Here is a 21201-nt window from a genome sequence, read left to right as displayed (position 1 = left end):
GAATAATTGAAAATTTCTACAACCCCCCAATCACCTTTAAGCTCAATCCCGTATACTTTTTAATGGTTTCCGGGTCAACACCATCAGCTTTCATCTTTTTAGCGGCTTCCTTTAACCCTTCTTTTTTTGCCCTTTTCCGCTCCGTTTCCAATTTAAAGGCTTCCAATTCCTGCTTTTCGGGCCCTACGATCTCAAACAGTCCAGATTTACGCAGTTCGTCCATTACGCCCTGGTCCTCAAAACTGGTGTAGTCGGTCTCGGTGATCACCAAATGGTCCAGTACATCAATCCGTAGAAACTTCCCGGCTTTCAGCATATGGTCGGTAAAGAGAATATCGGCATCCGTTACCTCGTGGTTGCCGCTGGGGTGGTTGTGCACCAAGATCAGCTTGCTGGCCAGTTTGTAGATGGCCATTCTAAAGACATCGGGCGGGTCTGCGTTTACCCGGTTGTGGGCGCCAAGGGCAATGAGTTCCACAAACAGGATCTTGTTCTCGTTGTTGAGCCCCACCACCCAAAAATGCTCTTGGTTGCGGCGAATCTTGTTTTCGCGCAGCAGTATTTGCTGCATAATGGTATAAATGTCTCTGGCGTTGAGCACTTTGATCTTTTGTTCTTGGGTAAGCCGTACGTTCATAGGTAGGTGATTTGGGTCTTGGAAAGGTAAACCATGCCCATGAAAAAACCAAAAACCAGCTTTTTTGGGTCCAATACAGCCTTTGGCGTCGGGGTATGGTGCCATTTCACTATTTTAGGGACGCAGAACCAACCTCATCCATGGGCATACACCGTAAATTGACCGCCATAATGTTTACCGATGTGCAGGGGTACACCGCCATTATGCACGAGGATGAACAGCGGGCCCTTACCTTGCGGAGCAGGCACCGAAAGCTTTTCAACGAACTTACCGAAAAACACCGAGGCACCGTGGTGCAGTATTTTGGCGATGGCACGCTTACTGTTTTTGACAGTGCGGTGGACGCCGTGGAGTGCGCGTTGGAGTTGCAAAAGGCGTTCCGGCAAGCGCCGGTGATTCCCGTACGTATTGGCATCCACATGGGGGACATTGTCCTTTCGGATGATGATATTATGGGCGATGCGGTAAACGTGGCCTCTAGGATAGAATCGGTGGGCGTGCCGGGCAGCGTTTTCTTTTCAGACCATGTGAACGACCAATTGCGGAGCCATAAAAAATTCGAGACCCGATTTTTGGACGTTTTCCATTTTAAGAACGTAAAGGAACCCATTCCCGTCTATGCATTGGTAGATGACCAATTGGTGGCCCCAGACCGAAAAGCCTATGTAAAGACCAAGTCCCATTCCAGTTTTAAAGGGGCAGGAAACCGTGGGACATCCAAGCAAAAAATCCTCCGATGGGGTGGCGTCTTGGTATTGTTGGCGATCTTGGCAGGGCTCTATTTTACGTTTGTCGAAAATGAGAAGTCCCCCGAAGGGGATGGGGAGCTTCTCCGAAGCATTGCGGTACTACCGGTGCAGAATCTTACCGGGATTTCAGAAAATGATGTGTTGTGCGAAACCATTACCGATGACCTTATTGGGCAATTGTCTGATGAGGTGGGGATGGTAAAGGTGGTACCCAAATCCTTGATCCAGGATTATTTGGACCAGGGCGAACCCCTACAAAAAATGGCCGCTGCATTGAATGTGGGCTATATTTTGGAGGGTGCTTTGCATCATTCGGACAGTCTCTACAATTTGGACCTTCGGTTGGCCGATGCAATGGAGCGCATGTATCTCTGGTCCGAACGATATGACCATGTTTCTGGAGCCAATGTGGCAACAATGCTGCAATCCCAAGCAAGCGGTGCCATTTCCGCAGAATTGAATGCACATATGAACAGTGCCAATACTACCATTTCACCCAGTCCTACCGATAACAAAGATGCCAGTGAACTGCTGGCACGTGCGAATGCCATTGCGGATAAAATGGATAAGGAATCGCTGTATCAGGCCATGTCATTGTACCAACGAGTGATCCAATTGGAACCCAACCTTTCCGACGGTTATATGGGAATGGCGCGGGTGTATACCATTGGCGGGCTTATTTGGGGCATTTTTCGGCAAGAGGAAGCTGAAAAGCTGTCCAAAGAATACGTTGAAAAATCTATGGCGTTGAAGCCGACTTTGGAAGCATACCAATATGTGTTGATCACCAAATTCTTTTTTGATTTTGATTTTGAATATTCGGAGGAGCATCTATCGTTGGTCGCCATTTTGCCACCGTTTCCGGATGGGGCTTTTTATGCGGTCTACAATAATATTGTAGGTAGATATGATGAGGGCATTCGCTATGCTGAAAATTATATTGAGCGCTTCCCTGAAGCGGGCAACGGATTCGCACAGATGATTCGTGCTTATTTCCTTTCCGATCGTTGGGACAAAGCCGATAGTTTAATGAACCGATATGATGCCAAATTCCGCCATGATCAATTTTATATGCGCGATGTGGCCATGGTGCACCTGAACATGGGCAATATGGAGTCCTTTATGGAAATGAACAATATCCTAAAGACCAATTTTCTGGACAATGCCGCTGTCCATCTCTACTACGATGCCATTGAAATGCGCTACAAAGGGGAAGACCCCAAGAAAATTCAGGAAAAACTAAACCTTTTGGAAGACCAATACAACATGGGCATGGCAGGTTCACCTGCTTGGTTTTTGGCCATGTACCATTTTTATATCAAGGATGATGAAACCGGTTTCCAGTGGTTACAAAAATCGTTCGACCGCAAAGATGTGGAAATTTTGTGGCTCAAAAACGAATACCTCCTGCAACGGTTCAAAAAAGCCCAAGACCCAAGGTATACCAAGCTCTACAATCAAATGCATTGGCCGGAGTAACCTTTCACCCTTCACCTTTCACCCTTCACCTTTCACCCCATACCCCGTAAAGAAAATTGTCCATTCAGTGGCGAACTTCGTCCATTTTATCCCGTTGTAGATCGCTTCAACTTTGTACTATCAAATTTAGTATAACATTTTTAAGTACAACACTATGAAAAATTTAATCAGCACATTCGTAATTTTTACAACAGGAATTATGGGCGCTTTTGCCCAATTACCAGAACCGGGTTTTATCATAGATGAGCATACCGCCATTGTGATCACAGACCCACAAAACGACTTTTTAAGTCCCGATGGGGTGGCTTGGGGAGCCGTTGGCCAGAGCGTACAGGAGAACAACACCATTGAAAACCTGGAAACCATTTTTAAGTTAGCCGAAGAACACAACATCCCCGTTTTTGTATCGCCCCATTACTACTACGAGCACGACCATGTTTGGAAGTTTGAGGGGACTTTGGAGAAACTCATGCACAACATAACCATGTTTGATCGTGGTGACCAATTGAACGTTGAAGGTTTTGAAGGCTCCGGCGCCGACTGGTTGCCTCGCTACAAAAAGTACATCAACAAGGATAGGGTAGTGGTGACCAGCCCACACAAGGTCTTTGGTTCCGAAAGCAACGACTTGGCCCTACAATTGCGTAAGCAAAAAATTGATAAGGTGATCTTGGCTGGGATGTCCGGGAACCTTTGTGCCGAATCGCACATGAGGGAATTGGTGGAGAACGGTTTTGAGGTTGCCGTGGTGGGTGATGCCACTGCTTCGGCCAAACTTCCCGGATTGGATGGCGACCAAGCTGCCCAGACCAATTACAAAATGATTTCAAGCAAAGTCTTTACCACCCAAGAATTGGTAAGCGAGCTTGAGATGCACAAAAAATAAAAAACAGTGTTTAACGAGAAGTGTGATGGTGCGGTTGAAGGACGAGGGGTCAAACGAAAGTTTGGCCCTTTGTTTTTTTCAGAAAGTGGCATATCGGGAAAAATGTCCAAGAGGAAGTGAAGTTTGTCCATTTTATTCCAAGGGCCCGTGCTGCAACTTTGTACCAATAATAATTCATAACAAAAAAGACAAGACTATGACACGTTTACAAGCATTAGATCCAAAGGAAGCAACCGGAGAGGCAAAGGAGTTGTTCAACGGTATCCAGAGCAAATTGGGAATGGTTCCCAACATGATGCGCACCATGGGGAATTCCCCAGCCGTATTGCAAGGGTACCTAAATCTAAGCGACGCGCTGGGCAAAGGTTCCTTGGGTGGTCGATTGGGCGAACTGATCGCCTTGGCCGTGGCCGAATCCAACAGCTGCAATTACTGTTTGTCCGCCCATTCCTTTATCGGGGAAAAATTGGTGCTCATTGACACCGATACCTTGCACATGGCCCGTGAAGGGAGAAACAAAGACCCAAAAATAGCCGCTGCGCTCTATTTTGCCAAGACCTTGGTGGAAAAACGCGGAAGGGTAAGTTCAGATGATGTTGAGGTCGTTAAAAATGCTGGTTACACCGATGGCGAAGTGGGAGAGATCGTGGCTCACGTGGCCTTGAACGTATTCACCAACTATTTCAACAACACAGCCAACACCGATATTGATTTTCCGGTGGTTGAAGCAGAAACTGTTTAATCCAGTAATCACAAGTTTAATCCAAAATCATAAAAACAATGAAACAATTAGTTCTATTGGCAATGGCCCTGGTTTGGGGAATTGCCGCACACGCCCAAGTTGACCCCGTAAGCAAAGATGGTGTAGCCATTGGCGGGTACGATGTGGTATCCTATTTCACTGGCGAAGCAAAACAGGGCAACAAAACCTATGCCGCCAAGCACAATGGGGTAACCTATTATTTTGCCAGCAAGGCCAATAAGGCCACTTTTACCCAATCGCCTAGCATGTACTTGCCGCAATTTGACGGCTATTGCGCTTGGGGCGTTGGTGAAAAACAAGCCAAATTTCCCATCAACCCTGAAACATTTGATGTGATCGACGGAAAACTCTATCTGTTTTTTAACGGCGATTTCAACGGGGAGCCTTTTAACACTTTACCCGATTGGAGTGCCCGTACTTCAGAATTGAAGAAAGCAGCCCATGACAGTTGGCCAAAGGTTAGGGATGGTAAATAATTCCTTAAGGGCAAGTTGAAAATTCAGCTTGCCCTTTTTTCATTCAAAAAAAACATAAAATGGCAATAGAACAAAAATTTCCGTTACCTCCTTTTACCGAGGAAACGGCCAGAGAAAAAGTACAGTTGGCCGAGGATGCCTGGAACAGCCAAGACCCTGAAAAAGTGTCCAAAGCCTATACCGTGGACACCGAATGGCGCAACCGTTCCCAGTTTGTTAATGGACGGGAAGAAGTGGTCGCTTTTTTGACCGAAAAGTGGCAAAAGGAAAAAAATTACAAGTTGAAGAAAGAACTTTGGGCTTTCACCGACAATAGAATAGCAGTTCGTTTTGAATACGAATACCAAAATGCCCAGGGAGCGTGGTTCCGCGCGTATGGAAATGAGAATTGGGAGTTCAATGAGCATGGGCTTATGCAGAAACGCTACGCCAGCATTAATGATCTGCCCATTGCCGCCAACGAACGACGATTATAGTCAATCAAAATTTGTCAGGTCGAGCGCAGTCGAGACCTCATTGAAGTGGTTGAGATTGATGACTTCTCGATAGCTCCTTCGACTGCGCTCAGGATGAGAGCTCGAAGTGACGAATTTTTTACCAAATGGATTTCAGCTAATTCATAAACTCAAAAATGGACATCTACAACACCAACACACTCATCAACGAACAGACCGGGAAATTGGCCTTTAAACTTTCTCATTTTGAAGATGACTGCCAGTTCTGTTCCCTAAAACGATTTAATTATTATTCCTTAATTTGGGTTAAGAAGGGGAGTGGCACCGCCAAAATAGATTTCGCAGAGTTTGATTTTACCGCGGACACATTGTTTGCCCTAACTCCTTACCAACCTTTTAGCCTCATTGAAAAGGAAAAAATAGAGGGTGTGGTGTTGAATTTTCATCCTGATTTTTTCTGTATCCACAAACACCAAGAACAGGTGGCCTGCAATGGGGTACTGTTCAACAATATTTACAATCCCCCGTATTTTTGTGTAGACGATACCATCCGAAGTCAGTTTGAAATGGTGCTTTCACAGATGCGTGCTGAAGTTCAAAAAGCGGACTTGGCCCAATATGAATTGTTGGTGTCCTACCTAAAAATATTCTTGATTACCGCCTCACGGGCCAAGGCCAAACAACAACCGGAATCCCTAAAGGACAGTCCGGATGAAAAAGAGCCATTCATTATCCAAAACCTGAAGGACCTTATCGAAACGCACTTTAAAACCAAGCATTCGGCAGGGGAGTATGCTGATTTGTTGAACATCAGTCCAAAAGCATTGGCCAAGATCACCAAGAACCATTTTAACAAGACCATGACCAACTTGATTTCAGAGCGCATCATTATTGAGGCCAAGCGGGAGCTGTACCTTACCAATAAATCGGTGAAGGAGATTGCCTTTGATTTAGGGTATGATGATGAACATTACTTCAGCCGCTTTTTTAAGAACAATGCAGACATTTCACCTAAGGTTTACCGCGAAACTGTAGGCTTTGCAAGGGCGATGGCCTAATAGCGAAACATAAAAAATTAGCGCATAATAGTATTCAGTTTTTGAATGTGTGCAGCAAAGTTTTTAAGCGTGCCGGCGAGGACCCCAATCTGTTCTTGGGCCTCTTGCCATTCTTTCTGCTCGATGGCCTCGCGCACGCCTGGAAGCGTTTTTACCCCATAACCTGTGTAAAATCCGGGGGCATAAATCTGGTGCTTGAACCAGTCTCTTCGGGGCAATCCCTTTTCTGAGGTCAGGGCTTGCTCCATGTGCATCAACGCTTGGTTGAGTTCCGCTTTTTTGGCAGCGGAGAGCTGGGTCTTGTCCACTTTGGAAAAGGTATCAATAGTGTTCTTTAAATCGGCTAATGCATTTTGAATCGGTGAAAAATCCAAATAGGGGACTTCCGCTTTTTTCTCGGCAGCCTTAACCGATTTTTTTGGGTCATTGGCCAATCCATATTGATTTTTGGCCACCTTGGCATTGTGTTTTTCCACATCGGAACGCATGGTTTCCAAGGTTTTCATCACTTCGCCCAAATAACCGTCAATGGTGCTGTACCATTGTTGCAGTTCAAACGGAAGTACCTCTGCATTCGCCAAACGGAGTACGATTCGGCCTGCGGTGTTGGCTAAGGTAGTTCCATACTGAAAACCAGGGTCTTTGAATCGGGTATAATGGGTATAGGTATCATAAATGGTGTGGTATTCCCCGCCAGAACCTTCTCCACCAAAACCAAGATTCAAAGAAGCAATCCCGCTATGCTGAATAAAGGGAGTATAATCCGAACCAGAACCGAGTGCATACAATGCAAATTTATCGGAGCCTCCGTTCACAACGTTTCTGGCGGCTTGTCGCTCTGCAATGGAGACCTTGGTTTGTGGGTCGGTTACTTTGTTGGCCACTTCAGACACCATCGCTTGCAGGGTGTGGGAACCTCCAGCACCTAAAAACCCACGACTGTTGCCATCCGTATTGATGTAGGCTACCGTTTTTTGTTGCAGTTCCGCTCGGTGGTCTTCTACCCACTCCGTAGAACCGATGAGTCCGGTTTCTTCGGCATCCCAAGCGCAATACACCAACGTTCGTTTTGGTTTTTTACCAGCTTTGGCCAGTTTTCCCACCACACGGGCTTCCTCCATCAAGGCCACCAAACCACTAATGGGGTCGCTGGCCCCATGTACCCAAGCATCGTGGTGATTTCCTCGCACCACCCATTGGTCAGGCAGCTCGGAACCTTTTAAGGTGGCAATCACGTTATGGGCCGGTTTCAATTGCCAATCGAACTCCAATGTTAGGTGTACTTTGGCTGGCCCAGGTCCAATATGGTAGGTTATGGGTAATCCACCTCTCCAAGAAGCTGGGGCCACGGGACCTTCCAGGGCTTCAAGCAAGGGCTGGGCATCCTCATACGAAATGGGCAAAACGGGAATTTTGGTAATGGTAGGCGCATCTTCACGCTTTAAACGTTTGGCATCTTTGGTGGCGGCGTATCCGGGCGTCAATACATCCCCAGGGTAGAGGGGCATGTCCATCACGGAACCGCGCTGCACCCCAGTTTTGTTTTTGAAGGCACCTTTTGGATAGACATCGCCTTGCACATAGCCGTCATCCTCTGGGTCGGAATAAATGATACAGCCAATAGCCCCCTTTTCAGCGGCCAATTTTGGTTTGATGCCACGCCAAGAACCATAATATTTCGCGATAACGATTTTTCCTTTGACATCGATGCCTAATTTTTCCAATTCCTCATAATCACTGGGGATACCATAGTTTACGTATACCAGTTCTGCTTCCACATCGCCGTCGGTGGAATAGGCATTGTAGCTGGGCAATAGATTTTCTTGGCTGGTATACGGGTCGCCTTCCACGGGAACGGCCTCCAATTTGGCTTTGTACGTAGTGGGTCCTGTCATTTCCAGCACCCGAACTTTTGGATAGGGGAAAAGCACATGATAGGTTTCCACCTTGGTGTCGTACCCCCAAGATTTGAACTGCTTTTCCATCCATTTGACGTTCTTTTCGCCATATTCGGTGCCGACCCAATGCGGTTCACCCGCCAGAAGTTGCATCCATTGGTCCAGATTCTCAGTGGATAATTGTTTTTCAAATTCACTTTCGAGTTGCAGTTGTTTGGTGGCAGCATCTTTGCTGAACCCGATAATGCTTTCTTGGGCCCAAGTGGTAGTTACTGCAACAAGGAAGAGTAGGGGGAATAGTCTTTTTTTCATTTTGTTTGAATTAGCTCTTAAATGTAAGAGATTCATTGAGTTTTTTAAAGCAATTCAAGAAGAACTAGAGAAGTTTCCAAAAGAATTAGGGAATTCACAGATTTGACAATTTATTTTTTCAGAAATAGTTGTGCAGTTAAATGGCTGCATATATATTTGCAATCAAATAACTGCATAATGGAATTAAGAAGGGATGTATTTCAAGCGATAGCCGACCCTACAAGAAGGGCCATCATTGCCTTAGTAGCTGCCAACGCCATGACGCCAGGGGCCATTGCCGGAAATTTTGATTCGTCACGACAGACGATTTCCAAACACATTCAAATTTTAACGGAATGCGAACTGTTGCGACAAGACCAGCAGGGTAGGGAGATTTATTATCATTTTAATCCCACCAAACTTAAAACAATAGCAGATTTCATTGAACCTTTCCGGGAATTATGGGATGATAGGTTCAATAAGCTGGAAGCCATTATGAAGAATCAGAAAAAATCCTAGGACAATGGAGCGAAAAACCAATGTGCATGCCGAGGATGGCAAGCAGGAAATTTTTATTACCCGAGAGTTTGAATTGCCTTTGGACTTGTTGTTCAAAGCGTATGTGGAGCCTAAAATTGTGGAACAATGGATGGGAACCAAAGTACTGAAGTTGAATAATCGAAAACATGGCAGTTATCAATTTGAAACCACCGACCCTAAAGGAAACAAGCATCGGTTCAATGGTACCATCCATGAATTTGAACCCGAAGTGAAAATCACCCGCACCTTTGAAATGGAGGGTTCCGGATTTCCGGTGCAACTGGAATTCTTGGAGTTTAAATCCATTTCGGAAGAAAAAAGCCAACTCCGTATTCAGATGGTGTTCAAATCGTTAGGGGACAGGGACCGCATGCTGCAACTTCCTTTTGCGCAGGGAATCAGTATGGCCCACGACCGCTTGCAAGAAACTGTTCAAAAACTTCGTAACCCATAAATCAAACAACATGACAAAACAAAAGGCAGGCAAAATAACGTATTGGGTAGCCACACTCTGGCTGGCTTTGGGGATGACCTCCACAGGAATTGTACAATTGATGCACATGGAGGAGGAGGTGCAGATGATGGCACATTTGGGGTATCCCATTTATTTTCTTACGCTGATCGGTGTCTGGAAGTTATTGGGTGTTATCGCTATTTTAATTCCAAAGTTTCCAGTATTGAAAGAATGGGCCTATGCAGGCTTTGCGTTTACCATGATAGGAGCCCTTGCATCCCATTTGGCGTTGGGTGACGGTATGGTAGAGCTCTTTGGTCCAGCCTTACTCTTGATATTGACCGAAATTTCTTGGTATTTTAGACCTACAAATAGAAAACTTGTTCCAATCAGTTCCAAATGAATACAAACCCCAAAGTTGATGAATATTTAGCCGAAGGCTGCGGCCGTTGCGACTTGGTGGGCACTCCTGAATGTAAGGTGCATACTTGGCAAGAAGAACTCAAGATTTTGCGGAGACTGCTGTTGGAATGTGGACTCACCGAAGAACGCAAGTGGGGTTCACCCTGTTACACCCTTAACAACAAGAATGTGGTGATGATTGCTGCCTTTGCGGATAACTGTGCGCTGAGTTTTCTAAAGGGGGTGTTGTTAAAAGACGAACAGGATATTTTGGAAAAGCCAGGGGAAAACTCCCAATCCGTTAGGTTTGTACGGTTTACCAATGTGAAGCAGATTATGGCAAAATGGGAGGTATTGAAGCGCTATGTTTTTGAAGCCATTGAAGTGGAAAAGGTCGGATTGCAAGTAAAATTGAAAAAGTTGTCCGACTATGAGGTGCCCGAAGAGTTTCAAGAAAGGCTGGATGCCGACCCAGCACTGAAAGCTGCTTTTGAGGGTCTTACCCCGGGACGACAAAAAGGGTACTTGCTCTATTTTTCCGGAGCCAAACAGCCCAAGACCCGAAAAGCCCGAATTGAAAAATACATTCCAAAAATTCTAAGGGGCATTGGGTTCCATGATAGATGATACGAATGACACGCATCAGCTGTAAAAATAACTTTTGAAGGAGTCTCCAACAGGTAGGGTCAAATACAATTTTTCGTAAAATTCTCTAAATAAGCTATTTAAGTGTCTTTTTGGGCATAATTTTTTTATGGGATAAGTTCAACTACTTGTCAAAATTAAATCTACCTTCGGTAGAAAAAATATGGCGTTAACGCTAAAAGTGCGATCGGTTGAAAACTTATTTGACCAATTGGAAAAAGAAAGTGCCCAATTTCAGCAGATATCTGGTTTGGGTTGCGTTTCGGGCTGTGGAAAGTGTTGTACATATCCCAATATAGAAGCTTCCCCCTTGGAATTCTTCCCTTGGGCATTTCATATGTTTTTGTTGGGCAAAGCAGAAGAGACACTTCACGCCCTCAATCAAACCAAGAGCACAAACTGTTATCTGTTTAAACCCCTTTCCTCGGTAGATCAGGGACATTGTAGCAGCTATGATCACCGCGGTTTGATATGTAGATTGTTCGGTTTTGCGGCCAATAGGGACAAGTATGGGAGTTTGCGATTGGCAACCTGTAAAATTATCAAAGAAGGGAGGGCAGATGAGTATCGTTCCATTTCCGAGGCAATTGCAAAAGGATTATATGTCCCCGTATTTACCGATTATTATATGCAGTTGAAACAAATAGATTTTCAATTAGGCAACAAAATAGTTCCCATAAACAAAGCGCTGAAAATGGCTTTAGAGGAAATTCTGCAGTATTACGCCTATCGCCCCGTTCCAGATACGGACAAATTGTGTATTTAGCATCACCTTCCAAAATCGCATCGAGAACGAAAAACACGGTGGATTTTGAGCTTTCAAAAGTCCTTTCTAGGCAAAGCAATGGCCCGCGCATTCGTTAAACCATTTTATAGCTCCTATATTTGCAACGTTTTGATTCTAAAAATTATAAAGCAAAATTATGAGCAAAGTAAAGGAAAATGATACTGTAAAGGTGCATTATACAGGTAAATTGACCAATGGGCAGATTTTTGATAGTTCTTTGGAAAGGGAGCCCATGGAAGTGGCCTTGGGTCAAGGTCAGCTTATCCCAGGATTTGAAAAAGGACTGATTGATATGGCCGTGAACGAAAAGAAAACCATAACCATAGACAAGAAAGATGCTTATGGAGAGGTAAATGAGTCTCTGTTTCAAAAAATATCAAAATCGCAATTGCCCGAAGACCTTAAACCTGAGGTTGGAATGGGCTTGGTGGGTTCCAATTCAGAAGGACAGGAACAGCAATTTCGAGTAGCAAAAGTTGAAGAAGAAGATATTATTATAGATGCCAACCATCCTTTGGCGGGCCATGATTTGGTGTTTGATCTAGAGGTGGTTGAAATTCTATAGGACATCCATCCCTAACATTGAACAAAACGTCTTACCACATCAGTAAGGCGTTTTTTTTTCTGCGACACCGTTTTGTTTTAAGTGCTAGACCTTTTTCCATAGCCTTAGTCTATCGGCATGTACATTCAAAACTTTGCAGATTTTCTAGATTGTTAGATATACCACAATTTCATTGTTTTTTATATTCCTTTTAAAACTTTTAAAATTTCATGTTACCTTCAGTCATTTGGCAACTGCAATGAACCAAAAAACCTCTTTCACAATATTGTTATTCGTATTACTGGGTGGCGCACTTTTATATGGTCAAAACGAAGACAAGCTATTTTCCATCACGGTTTATGATGGAAGCACTGGAAATCCTTTGGAGAATGCCAATGTTTATATTAGGCCTTGCAATTGTGGGGGAATCACGGACAACAATGGAAGGTACTCCAGATTCCTTCTTGAAGGTAGGTACCAGATAACCGTTTCCTACACAGGCTTTCAAAGTAATGACTTGGAGGTAGCCTTGACCACGGATGTCAATCTTGAAACAGAATTGCTTCAAAAAGTAGAACAGCTATCCGAAATATTCCTGAGTGCCAAACAAAAAAATGAAAATGTGGAATTGCCCCAGATGGGAGTTTTACGACTGCAAAGCCAAGATCTTATAAAAGTTCCCTCCGGTTTGGGCGAATATGATGTATTGCGAAGCATGACGTTGCTCCCAGGTGTAAACAATGCAGGGGAGGTGAGCAATGGCCTGTCCATTAGAGGAGGTTCATTGGACCAAAATTTAGTGCTTTTCGATTATGCTCCCATTTACAATCCAACACATTTGTTTGGCTTGTTCTCCGTTTTCACACCTGATGTCCTTTCAAACATAGACTTGTATAGGGCCAACATACCGGCTCGTTATGGAGGCAGGACAGCCTCGGTTTTAGATGTTGGGGTAAAAAAGCCGTATGCGGATAAATTTAAACTTTCTGGTGGTGTTGGTTTGGTTTCAAGTCGGTTGACCGTTGAAACTCCTTTGGTGAAGGACAAACTAAGTTTAATTGCAGGCACCCGGGCCGGGTTCACGGATTTTTTGCTGCCCATTTTTTCAAAAAGACTAAAGGATACCAAAGCCAAATTTTACGATACTACCTTTAAACTACTTTGGTTGCCCAATCCCAACGACCAAATTTTTCTAACTGGATTTTATAGCAAGGATACGTATCAACTTGATCTTATTTCACAGATTGACAATATAAACTCCGATAAGAACCGGTATGATTTTATGGCGCTCAACGGTACCTTGAATTGGTTGCATACCTTCAATGAAAAGGCCAGTCTGCGTTCAATTTTTGTTTCCAGTAATTATGTTCCAAAAACAATACTGCCCATCACGGGAAGTACAGATGAAATTGAATACCGCTCCAAGATCAATTACCTGAGCTTTATTTCGGAATATGCCAATAGACCCAAACCCGCAATTGACTATTATTTGGGTCTGCAGGCCAAAAAATATGTGGTTGGCCAAGGCACGCTGGATCCCGGAGGAACAAATAGCGTCCTACCGGTAGCATTACAAGATGAAAACAGTTATGAACTGTCTGCTTATTCCAATGTAAATTGGCAATTGGCATCACCAATAACCCTGTCTTTAGGGCTTAGGTTCAACCATTATGTGTTTGGTGGCCCCCATACCTTTAACACATACGATGACCAAGGCAATATTGTAACCGCTGAAGAATTTGAAAAAGGAGACAAAGTGATAGATTACAACCATTTGGAGCCAAGGGTAGGGGCCAATATAAAATTGGGGGAACAGACCTCGTTCAAGCTTAGTTATGCCCAGGTGAACCAGTACCTTCAAAACGTATACAACAGTACCACACCTTTGCCCACTTCGCGTTGGAAATCATCAGATAGGCATATCAAACCCCAACAAAGTCAAAGTTATGGGTTGGGGATTTACCATAACATTAGTGATACCAATAATGACAGTGCCCTAGAATTGGGGTTGGAAGGGTATTACAGGGATTCACAAAATGACCTTACCTATAAGCCGGGTGCTGATTTTTTTCTTGAGGAATTTTTGGAACAAAAGGTGGTGCAGGGCAAGGGTAGGGCCTATGGTGTTGAGTTCAGCCTTAAAAAGACTGGCGGAAAAGTCAATGGTTGGCTAAATTATACGTGGTCCCGCAGCTTTGTTCGTACCTACAATGAGAATTTGGCCGATAGGATCAACAACAATGACTGGTTTCCATCTGATTTTGATCGCCCCCATATTTTTAACGGCACGGTAAATTTTGAAAGTAACGCGTACAACAAATGGAGCCTGAATTTTACAGCACAATCGGGCAGGCCCTATACCATGGCCAACGGTTTTGTGCAGGTCGATGACATTGATGTCCCCATTTATTTGGAGCGCAACAATGGTCGTTTGCCCGTGTATCACAGGCTTGATTTTTCGTGGCGGGTAAGCTATAATCCGAAGAAAGACAAAAGATGGAAGAATCACTGGGTGTTCACCATATATAATCTTTATGCCAGAAAAAATCCGTTCAACATCTATTACCAACAAAGAACTGGAAATCAAAATGTTGAATTCTTTGGCAATAGTCCTTTGGGAGCCTATGAGCTTTCTGTTCTAAATAGCCCCCTGTTTGCACTAACCTATAATTTTGTGTTCCAGTGAAACACTCTTTTTCTATAAAATATTGGGTAGTGTCTGTTGCAGTGCTTCTGTTCGGCTGCACAGACCCAGTTGAGCCTGAGTACAGCTATAAGGAAGGACTCATCTACATTGACGCCCAAATTTCAACCGCCGTGGGTACATCCTATACCAGAATTTATGAATCCAATACGGATTTTAGACTGTATAGAAACATTTTTCAGGAGGGGGCCACGGTAGTTTTTAAAAACGTGGATACCAACGAAACCATCCCCCTTTTGGAAGAAGAGGATATTTACGTTCCGCCGGAAGGTTTTCAAGCCGAGGACGGAGAGACATGGCAATTGGAGATTACTTTGGTGGACGGCAGGCAATATCGTTCACAACCAGAAACCATCAACACGCCGATTCCGTTTCAAAATATGACCGCGGAATACCGGAAAGAATTATTGTATCGAGAAGATGTCGAGGGATTTGTGCCAGGACACGCCATAACCATAAGCTTTAACGATCCAGGAGAAACCGCAAACCAGTATTTATGGGGATATCGTTCTTTTGAAAGACCTCAATTTTGCCAGGTGTGCTATGATGGTGTTTTTAGAAATGGCACCTGCGTTGGAAACGAATCCAATAGTGATCCCTACTTTACCTATGCCTGTGAGACAAGCGATTGCTTTCAGATACGGTATCACGAAAAAATCCAGTTGTTGTCCGATGAGTTCGTAAACGGTTTGGCCGTAAATAACCTCTTAGTGGCCCAAGTGCCCCTGTATACCAAAGCCGATATCTTGGTAGAGCTGCAACAGTTTTCCATTTCACCCAAGGCGTATGAGTATTACAAGGTACTCAAGGACATTGTTGACAACAACTCGGGGTTCAATGCCCCGCCACCAGCAGCACTGATAGGCAACTTGGTCAGCCTCAATGGCGATGATGAATTTGTTTTGGGCAGGTTTACCGCTTTGGCCTCCACTACGCAATCCATTTTTATTGAGCGGGGAACCATTGAAGAGAACCCTATAGAATATAGGCTACCCGCCAATTATGAAAGTGGCCCGGGAGCACCAACTACCGCACCCTGTATTGAATCCCGATATAGAACGGGCAGGGTCCCTGAAGGGTGGGAGAATTGAAACTTTTTTTGAGCCGGAGCCTTCTAGAAGTAGCCTAAAGTATTGCAGAAAAACCCCAGAATTTTTAAGGTTTTTGTGCAATGGGTTTTTCTACTCATTTTCTACATTTAAGAACTCCAAGTTATTGACTTCCTACGACTTACTTCCCCCAAGAAAATACCCATCTGTGGGTATTGAAGCTATGTGCAAAAATTAAAACTTTTGATTAGAAATACTAACCATTAAAATCAATCACATGAAAAAGTACATTTTTTTATTAGCAGTATCTTGTTTTTCCATTTTGAATTTGTCCTCAAAACCAATTGACAGTAGAACAGACATTAGCGGAATCGAAGTTTTAAACGAAAATTACAATACAAATAACGGGGATGAACAGTGTGTGCCTAGTTGGAAATGGATTGGTGACGACTGGTGCAACATCAATGTTAGGGTAGATAATCCATGTAGTCAAAGAGCTTATTTTTATATCGTATTAAATAACTGCACTGGTAATTGTGTAAGATGTTATTTTGTGAACCCAGGGAGTTACATTACACAAGCGATTAATTGGTGTGACGGAGGCACTTTCTATTGGGGTGTATGTCCTTAGTTAAGGCTTTTTAACAAGGTTGGCTAATTGCCGTTTTCGTTATTTAGGTAAACCTGCATGACAGCTTCCTTGAGTTCCATAAGCACATGACAAACATTTTGCCGTTCCGTTTCTGAAAAAATATCTGTTGGGAGATAATGGAACATATAAATGGCCTTATCCAACCATTGCGTAAAGGAAAGCAGGTCTCCCTCATGGCATTCTTCAAAGTAGGAGAGTAGGGGGGAGTAGGTTAATTTCTTTGGGATTCATATAGTTGGTTATTAAATTGTTGAAAAAACCATAAAGGAAATAGATATGTCGTTTGAATATTAAATATTTAATTAAAACGATATAATATTTAATTAAAAAGAATCAAATATATCGTTTAAAGTTAATTATAATATATGAATTAGAGAATTAAGTTTGTTTAAAATGATACAGATTTAACGTAAAACGATTCAAATGAGCACCAAAAAGCCAATCAATAGAATTAGAGTGGTCCTTGCAGAACAAGATAGAACCAATAAGTGGTTGGCAGAAAGAGTAGGAAAGAGTAGAACCACTGTATCCAGATGGTGTACAAATGAAATGCAGCCCTCTTTAGAAACACTTCGTGAAATTGCAGAAGTTTTAGGAGTTGATATTCGTGAATTACTAGTACCTACAAAAGCTTGACCAAAACATTTTATAGGTTTTATTATAGTGACATTCCTTAATAAATGAATGTATATTTTGATTTAAACATTTTCGACAGAATCGAAAAGAAATGCAATCTTCCTGAACAGGAAAAAATCATTTATTCAGAATTAGAAAGCTTAATTGTTGAAGAACAAATTACGGTTCCTTATTCAAATGCACACTTAAATGATTTATTTCGAGGATATCAAAAAAATCCAAATTTCATTGAAGGACATTTAAAGAATATAGAGCTGTAGCCTTCCCTAAAAATGTAGCCTTACCCCTTTTAGGACATCGCTAAATTCATAAAATTATCATTAATGTTGTCTGTTTCGGGGAAGAATTCTTCCCCGAAACGTTTCTTGTATTCCCTGGGCGGTATATCCCCGATGGATGAATGGGGATGCCTTGTATTGTAATCCCCCATCCATTTTTGGGTCAGTGCCCTTACTTGGTGGAGGTCGTTGAACCAATAGGCATCGAGCACATCCTCCCTGTAAAACCTGTTCAGGCGTTCCATATATCCGTTCTGCATGGGCTTGCCGGGCTGGATGAACTGCAGCTCGACACGTTTGGCCTTGCACCATTGTGATAGGGCCTTGGATATGAACTCCGGACCGTTGTCGCAGCGTATGGTCTTTGGCAGGCCTATTTCCTCCTCCAGTTGTGATAAGGTCTCCACTACCCTTATCGCCGGATAGTTCAGCCCCACGTCCATGGCCAGTGCCTCCCGGTTGCAGTCGTCCATCACATTGAACACCCTTATCTTCCTTCCATCGGACAGCACATCGGCCATAAAGTCCATGCTCCAGACCTCGTTGAGCTCCATCGGGGCCCCCAGTGGGTTCTTTGTCCTTGCAGGAAGCCTCTTCTTGTGCTTCCTCCTGAGTTTTAGGTTCATGGACCTGTAGACCCTCAACACCCGTTTCCTGTTCCAGTTGCGGCCTTCGCGACGCAAACGCTTGTAATACACCTCGAATCCCCTTGTCGGCAGCTCTTCGGCCAGCCTGGAAAGGGCATCGACGACCTCGGTGTCGTCCCTCCTGCTATGGTAGTACCACATCGACCGGGCAAGGTCCAGTACCCCACAGGAACGCGATACACATACAGAATAGGCCTCCTGGAGATATTTGGCGCGCTGCTTCTTGTCGGAAGGCCCTAGAACTTTTTTGACAGTACGTCCTTGAGCATACGGATGTCAAGACTGGCATCGGCGTACATCTGCTTGAGTTTGCGGTTCTCCTCCTCGAGTTCCTTCAAGCGCTTCATATGCGCAACTTCCATGCCCCCGTACTTCTTCCTCCAATAATAAAAAGTGCTGGTGTCAATCCCCATCTCACGGGATATGTCACCCACCTTGCGGCCCTGTTCGTTCTCTTTCAGTGCCTTGATGATCTGGCTCTCGGTAAACTTGCTTTTTTTCATGTGACAGTTAAAATTTAAAGTTAGAAAATCTGAATTTTAAACTGTCCTATTTTTAGGGAAGGCTACAAAAGGGGTAAGGCTACAATAATTGGCTTGGAGTTCTACGAATTTTAATATGTTCATTTTGTCTTTTGGAATTCGCATTTCTATTTCAAGACAGATATGAACTTTTAGGTGATTCTGGTTGGGTTAGTTGGACAATTAGCAGAAATGTATTAAATCCTTGGTTACCCCATCTATCGGATTTTGCGAACTTTCTAAATCTGGAAGAAATAGAAGCAATTAACAGTTTGTTTTTAATTTGTTTTGTTAGTGCGGCTTTTTTACTTGTTGGTTTTTATTCTAGACTGTTTTCTTTAATTCTGTTTCTAGGTTACTTGATATTAGTTTCGACCATGCCTTTGTTTACCTATGGCAAGGACGTATTTCTTCAAATCATTTTATTTTATTTTCTGTTCTTGCCAACGGGGAATTCCTATTCTATCGACAATTATTTGAAGAATTTAAAAAAAAGAAAATGTTATAGAAAAAGTCACTATTCTCGACTCGGTTTGCGCGTTGTGCAAATTCATTTGTGTATTGTTTATTTATCAGCTGGTATAGAGAAAATTTTTCTCCCTGAGTGGTGGAATGGAGAAACAATGTGGTATGCTCTAACACAAAAAGATTTCAGTAGTATAGAGTTAGGTTTTTTAAAAAATCACCCAATAATATTTACTGTATTAGGGATATATGTAATTGCTATAGAAGTATCATATTTTATTTTGATGTGGATACCTAAAACAAGAAAAATAGTTTTGATAAACATTATATTAATTCATTTAGCAATTGCAATATCAATGAAAATGCCAATGTTTGCTGCTTTAATGATAATAATTAATGTTTGTGCTTGGTTGCCAGAGATGAAAAAGGAGCTTAGTAAAATTAAGGCCGTGTTTTTTCATAATAGTTCCAGAATATCAATAGACAGCTCTTAAATATTGAGAGAAATAAATAGAAATCATTGAAATTTATGCTCGGCTAAATTTTTAGCTTTTGCGACAAGCTGACTAGATTTCCCTGTAATTTTTCTTTTCCAGATTTTCAATTAAACCAAAGGTTTCAACAAATACGAAAAGCTGAGCTTTTAATGGCGCTGGCCAAGTGGCTGAGAATTGCGTATAAAAATAAATGCTTGGGCATTTACTTTTTATGAAAGCAATGTGCTGTTGGCCGAGCGACTATTTTACATAGCGACAAATTATGGTACAAATAAAAACTAACGGTGCGCAGCACACCGATTTAAATTATTCATGACCCCGTTGCAAATTTCAATCCATGACGCTCACACGAGGGATATTTTACATAATGGAGAATTATAGCTTACACGTGACAGGTAAAATTATCCAGCGGATGATTTTAGTTGGCGGCGAGATGGTGCATTGGAAATAAAACAACGAATGTTTAAAGCAAATTACTTTGACATAAAATCGGTATCGTTATGATGCTAAAGCATCAGAACTGATTTTATATCAAATAGCACGGCTATACGCAATTTGCTGTACGATAACATTTGTACTATAATCCACATATTGGTAAAATTTAATTGCCTGAAAACAATTTGTTTACCTCTTTTTAGTTATGCTTTTCCTAGGAAGGGCATATTTATTGAAAAATCTACGAAGGTCGTAGGAAAAATCATTAATTAATCTACCGCAAATAGGCTCATTCCATAATGTGCCATGCAAAAGCTACAATTCAAGATTACCCATTTAAGAAAGACCTATAGGATTTATATTGAAAGGGATGTCGTCCATTTGTTTAGAACAAAGGCAGAGGCAAACCAGTACATTAAAAAATATAAATCGGTCTTGACTGATAATCTGCCCATAATGTTGAATTTGGAATTTCAGTTGAATATGTTGAGAAATCAACATTTTCAATTTATGGATACAAGGATGCAAAGGAATTTACTCAATGCGTTCATTGATTTTCATGATTCCTATGGTATGATTTTTTGTAACATGGGCGGTGAAAATGAATGCGCTGTCCAATTCAATAAAATCAGGGTTTCTTTTGATTTTTTGTTTGATATAGTTGATTTTATGAAGGATTACGGGCAAAGGAACAAAAAGCCCGTATTGCTCAATCAGCTGAATGGTATCTCTAAAATCTTGGTCTTGACCGAAAGGAACTATTCAAATGAGGTCAAGGGTCTTTTTGTTGCACATGGCTATCGGGGAAGGTTACAATCATTAAAACCTTCTGAAAATGAAAAGCATTTACCTAACAAAGCATCCTAGCTATTTAAAAAATTCTTTTGTAGAGATAAAAGTACATTCCGATTATTGGAAAATCGGTTTGGATTATGAGGTTTTGGAATATGGAACCGATAACTATTTGACCACTGCACAAATAGTTCACAAAGAGACAATTAGGTTAGAAGAACTTTCGGACCATTGGGCGTATCTGTATTTGGATGCTCCCAAACAGATTGTAAAGGAGATTTGGCGGAACCGTGTAAAGAACCATGCTTTTGTCCTTTTTGATATCATCCTTTTTTCAAATTACGCAGCTTCACAGAAATTCTATGTTTTGAACGATGATAACCATCAATTGTTCAAAGGGTTGAAAAGCCCTGTCAAATTAAATAAGACGGTATGTGGGAAATTATAGTTCATACAAAGGA

Annotated in this window: 22 protein-coding genes; 19 read left to right on the top strand and 3 right to left on the bottom strand. The window is 42.6% G+C overall.

All coding sequences use genetic code 11. The features are described 5' to 3' along the window. Positions 1-16: 16 nt before the first annotated feature. Positions 17-742: a JAB domain-containing protein gene (locus FG28_RS17130; RefSeq protein WP_231562649.1), complete on the bottom strand. Its 726-nt coding sequence runs from the start codon at positions 740-742 to the stop codon at positions 17-19. 35 nt (positions 743-777) lie between these two features. On the opposite strand from FG28_RS17130, the gene FG28_RS17125 reads away from it, so the two are divergent. The 6 genes from FG28_RS17125 to FG28_RS17100 all read left to right on the top strand — a co-directional run bounded on the left by FG28_RS17125 (position 778) and on the right by FG28_RS17100 (position 6503). Continuing rightward, the gene (locus tag FG28_RS17125; RefSeq protein WP_197062625.1) at positions 778-2865 is read left to right on the top strand and encodes an adenylate/guanylate cyclase domain-containing protein; all 2088 of its coding nucleotides are present in this window, start codon (positions 778-780) and stop codon (positions 2863-2865) included. Between the two features lie 154 nt (positions 2866-3019). After that, positions 3020-3751, top strand: a complete 732-nt coding sequence (locus tag FG28_RS17120; protein ID WP_036385078.1) for a cysteine hydrolase — start codon at positions 3020-3022, stop codon at positions 3749-3751. Between the two features lie 196 nt (positions 3752-3947). Then, positions 3948-4493 (top strand): carboxymuconolactone decarboxylase family protein, encoded by a 546-nt coding sequence (locus FG28_RS17115; RefSeq protein WP_036386802.1) that lies wholly within the window; start codon positions 3948-3950, stop codon positions 4491-4493. 38 nt (positions 4494-4531) lie between these two features. Next, complete coding sequence (locus FG28_RS17110) at positions 4532-4990, top strand: YHS domain-containing (seleno)protein (protein WP_036385076.1); 459 nt, start codon at positions 4532-4534, stop codon at positions 4988-4990. A 59-nt stretch (positions 4991-5049) separates the two neighbouring features. Then, positions 5050-5466 (top strand): nuclear transport factor 2 family protein, encoded by a 417-nt coding sequence (locus tag FG28_RS17105; protein ID WP_197062624.1) that lies wholly within the window; start codon positions 5050-5052, stop codon positions 5464-5466. 155 nt (positions 5467-5621) lie between these two features. Next, positions 5622-6503, top strand: a complete 882-nt coding sequence (locus FG28_RS17100; protein ID WP_036385075.1) for a helix-turn-helix domain-containing protein — start codon at positions 5622-5624, stop codon at positions 6501-6503. A gap of 17 nt (positions 6504-6520) precedes the next feature. Here FG28_RS17100 and FG28_RS17095 read toward each other — a convergent pair whose 3' ends face one another. Further along, complete coding sequence (locus tag FG28_RS17095; RefSeq protein ID WP_036385074.1) at positions 6521-8713, bottom strand: transferrin receptor-like dimerization domain-containing protein; 2193 nt, start codon at positions 8711-8713, stop codon at positions 6521-6523. A gap of 177 nt (positions 8714-8890) precedes the next feature. Here FG28_RS17095 and FG28_RS17090 point away from each other — a divergent pair, with 177 nt between their 5' ends. From FG28_RS17090 to FG28_RS17045, 10 genes are all read left to right on the top strand, one after another. Next, positions 8891-9211 (top strand): helix-turn-helix transcriptional regulator, encoded by a 321-nt coding sequence (locus FG28_RS17090; protein ID WP_036385073.1) that lies wholly within the window; start codon positions 8891-8893, stop codon positions 9209-9211. A 4-nt stretch (positions 9212-9215) separates the two neighbouring features. Next, positions 9216-9686 carry an SRPBCC domain-containing protein gene (locus FG28_RS17085; RefSeq protein WP_036385071.1) on the top strand — a complete coding sequence of 157 codons (471 nt, stop codon included), beginning with the start codon at positions 9216-9218 and terminating at the stop codon, positions 9684-9686. Between the two features lie 10 nt (positions 9687-9696). Further along, complete coding sequence (locus tag FG28_RS17080) at positions 9697-10089, top strand: DoxX family protein (protein WP_036385070.1); 393 nt, start codon at positions 9697-9699, stop codon at positions 10087-10089. Continuing rightward, positions 10086-10715, top strand: coding sequence for a YdeI family protein (locus FG28_RS17075; RefSeq protein WP_036385068.1), 630 nt, complete (start codon positions 10086-10088; stop codon positions 10713-10715). Before FG28_RS17080 ends, FG28_RS17075 begins: the two co-directional genes overlap by 4 nt. Positions 10716-10896: 181 nt before the next feature. After that, positions 10897-11499: a YkgJ family cysteine cluster protein gene (locus FG28_RS17070; protein WP_036385067.1), complete on the top strand. Its 603-nt coding sequence runs from the start codon at positions 10897-10899 to the stop codon at positions 11497-11499. A 157-nt stretch (positions 11500-11656) separates the two neighbouring features. Then, positions 11657-12085: a peptidylprolyl isomerase gene (locus FG28_RS17065; protein ID WP_036385065.1), complete on the top strand. Its 429-nt coding sequence runs from the start codon at positions 11657-11659 to the stop codon at positions 12083-12085. 265 nt (positions 12086-12350) lie between these two features. Next, a complete protein-coding gene (locus tag FG28_RS17060; protein ID WP_197062623.1) occupies positions 12351-14750 on the top strand; it encodes a carboxypeptidase-like regulatory domain-containing protein in 2400 nt (799 codons plus the stop codon). A gap of 29 nt (positions 14751-14779) precedes the next feature. Continuing rightward, positions 14780-15859: a DUF4249 domain-containing protein gene (locus FG28_RS17055; protein WP_197062622.1), complete on the top strand. Its 1080-nt coding sequence runs from the start codon at positions 14780-14782 to the stop codon at positions 15857-15859. 1033 nt (positions 15860-16892) lie between these two features. Continuing rightward, on the top strand, positions 16893-17105 hold the full coding sequence (locus FG28_RS17050) for a helix-turn-helix transcriptional regulator (RefSeq protein WP_036385062.1): 213 nt from the start codon (positions 16893-16895) through the stop codon (positions 17103-17105). A gap of 44 nt (positions 17106-17149) precedes the next feature. After that, entirely contained in the window at positions 17150-17365 is a 216-nt protein-coding gene (locus FG28_RS17045) for a hypothetical protein (RefSeq protein WP_036385060.1), read from the top strand. A 29-nt stretch (positions 17366-17394) separates the two neighbouring features. On the opposite strand, the gene FG28_RS17040 is transcribed toward FG28_RS17045, so the two are convergent. Continuing rightward, positions 17395-18533 (bottom strand): IS3 family transposase gene (locus tag FG28_RS17040; RefSeq protein ID WP_231562648.1). Its coding sequence is split into 2 segments (ribosomal slippage): positions 17395-18272 and positions 18272-18533, totalling 1140 coding nucleotides; the frame shifts between segments, so codons are not numbered across the junction. Positions 18534-18664: 131 nt separating this feature from the next. Here FG28_RS17040 and FG28_RS17030 point away from each other — a divergent pair. The 3 genes from FG28_RS17030 (at position 18665) to FG28_RS17020 (ending at position 21188) form a co-directional block, all read left to right on the top strand. After that, the gene (locus FG28_RS17030) at positions 18665-19510 is read left to right on the top strand and encodes an HTTM domain-containing protein (RefSeq protein ID WP_036385057.1); all 846 of its coding nucleotides are present in this window, start codon (positions 18665-18667) and stop codon (positions 19508-19510) included. Positions 19511-20254: 744 nt separating this feature from the next. Continuing rightward, positions 20255-20815 carry a hypothetical protein gene (locus FG28_RS17025; protein ID WP_036385055.1) on the top strand — a complete coding sequence of 187 codons (561 nt, stop codon included), beginning with the start codon at positions 20255-20257 and terminating at the stop codon, positions 20813-20815. After that, positions 20784-21188 (top strand): hypothetical protein, encoded by a 405-nt coding sequence (locus FG28_RS17020; protein WP_036385053.1) that lies wholly within the window; start codon positions 20784-20786, stop codon positions 21186-21188. The genes FG28_RS17025 and FG28_RS17020 overlap by 32 nt, the downstream gene beginning before the upstream one ends. Positions 21189-21201 lie beyond the last annotated feature (13 nt).

It is taken from the genome of Muricauda sp. MAR_2010_75 (assembly GCF_000745185.1).
GTDB lineage: Bacteria > Bacteroidota > Bacteroidia > Flavobacteriales > Flavobacteriaceae > Flagellimonas.
Note: the sequence above shows the minus strand (reverse complement) of the source record. Positions and strands in the feature narration are given on the sequence as shown.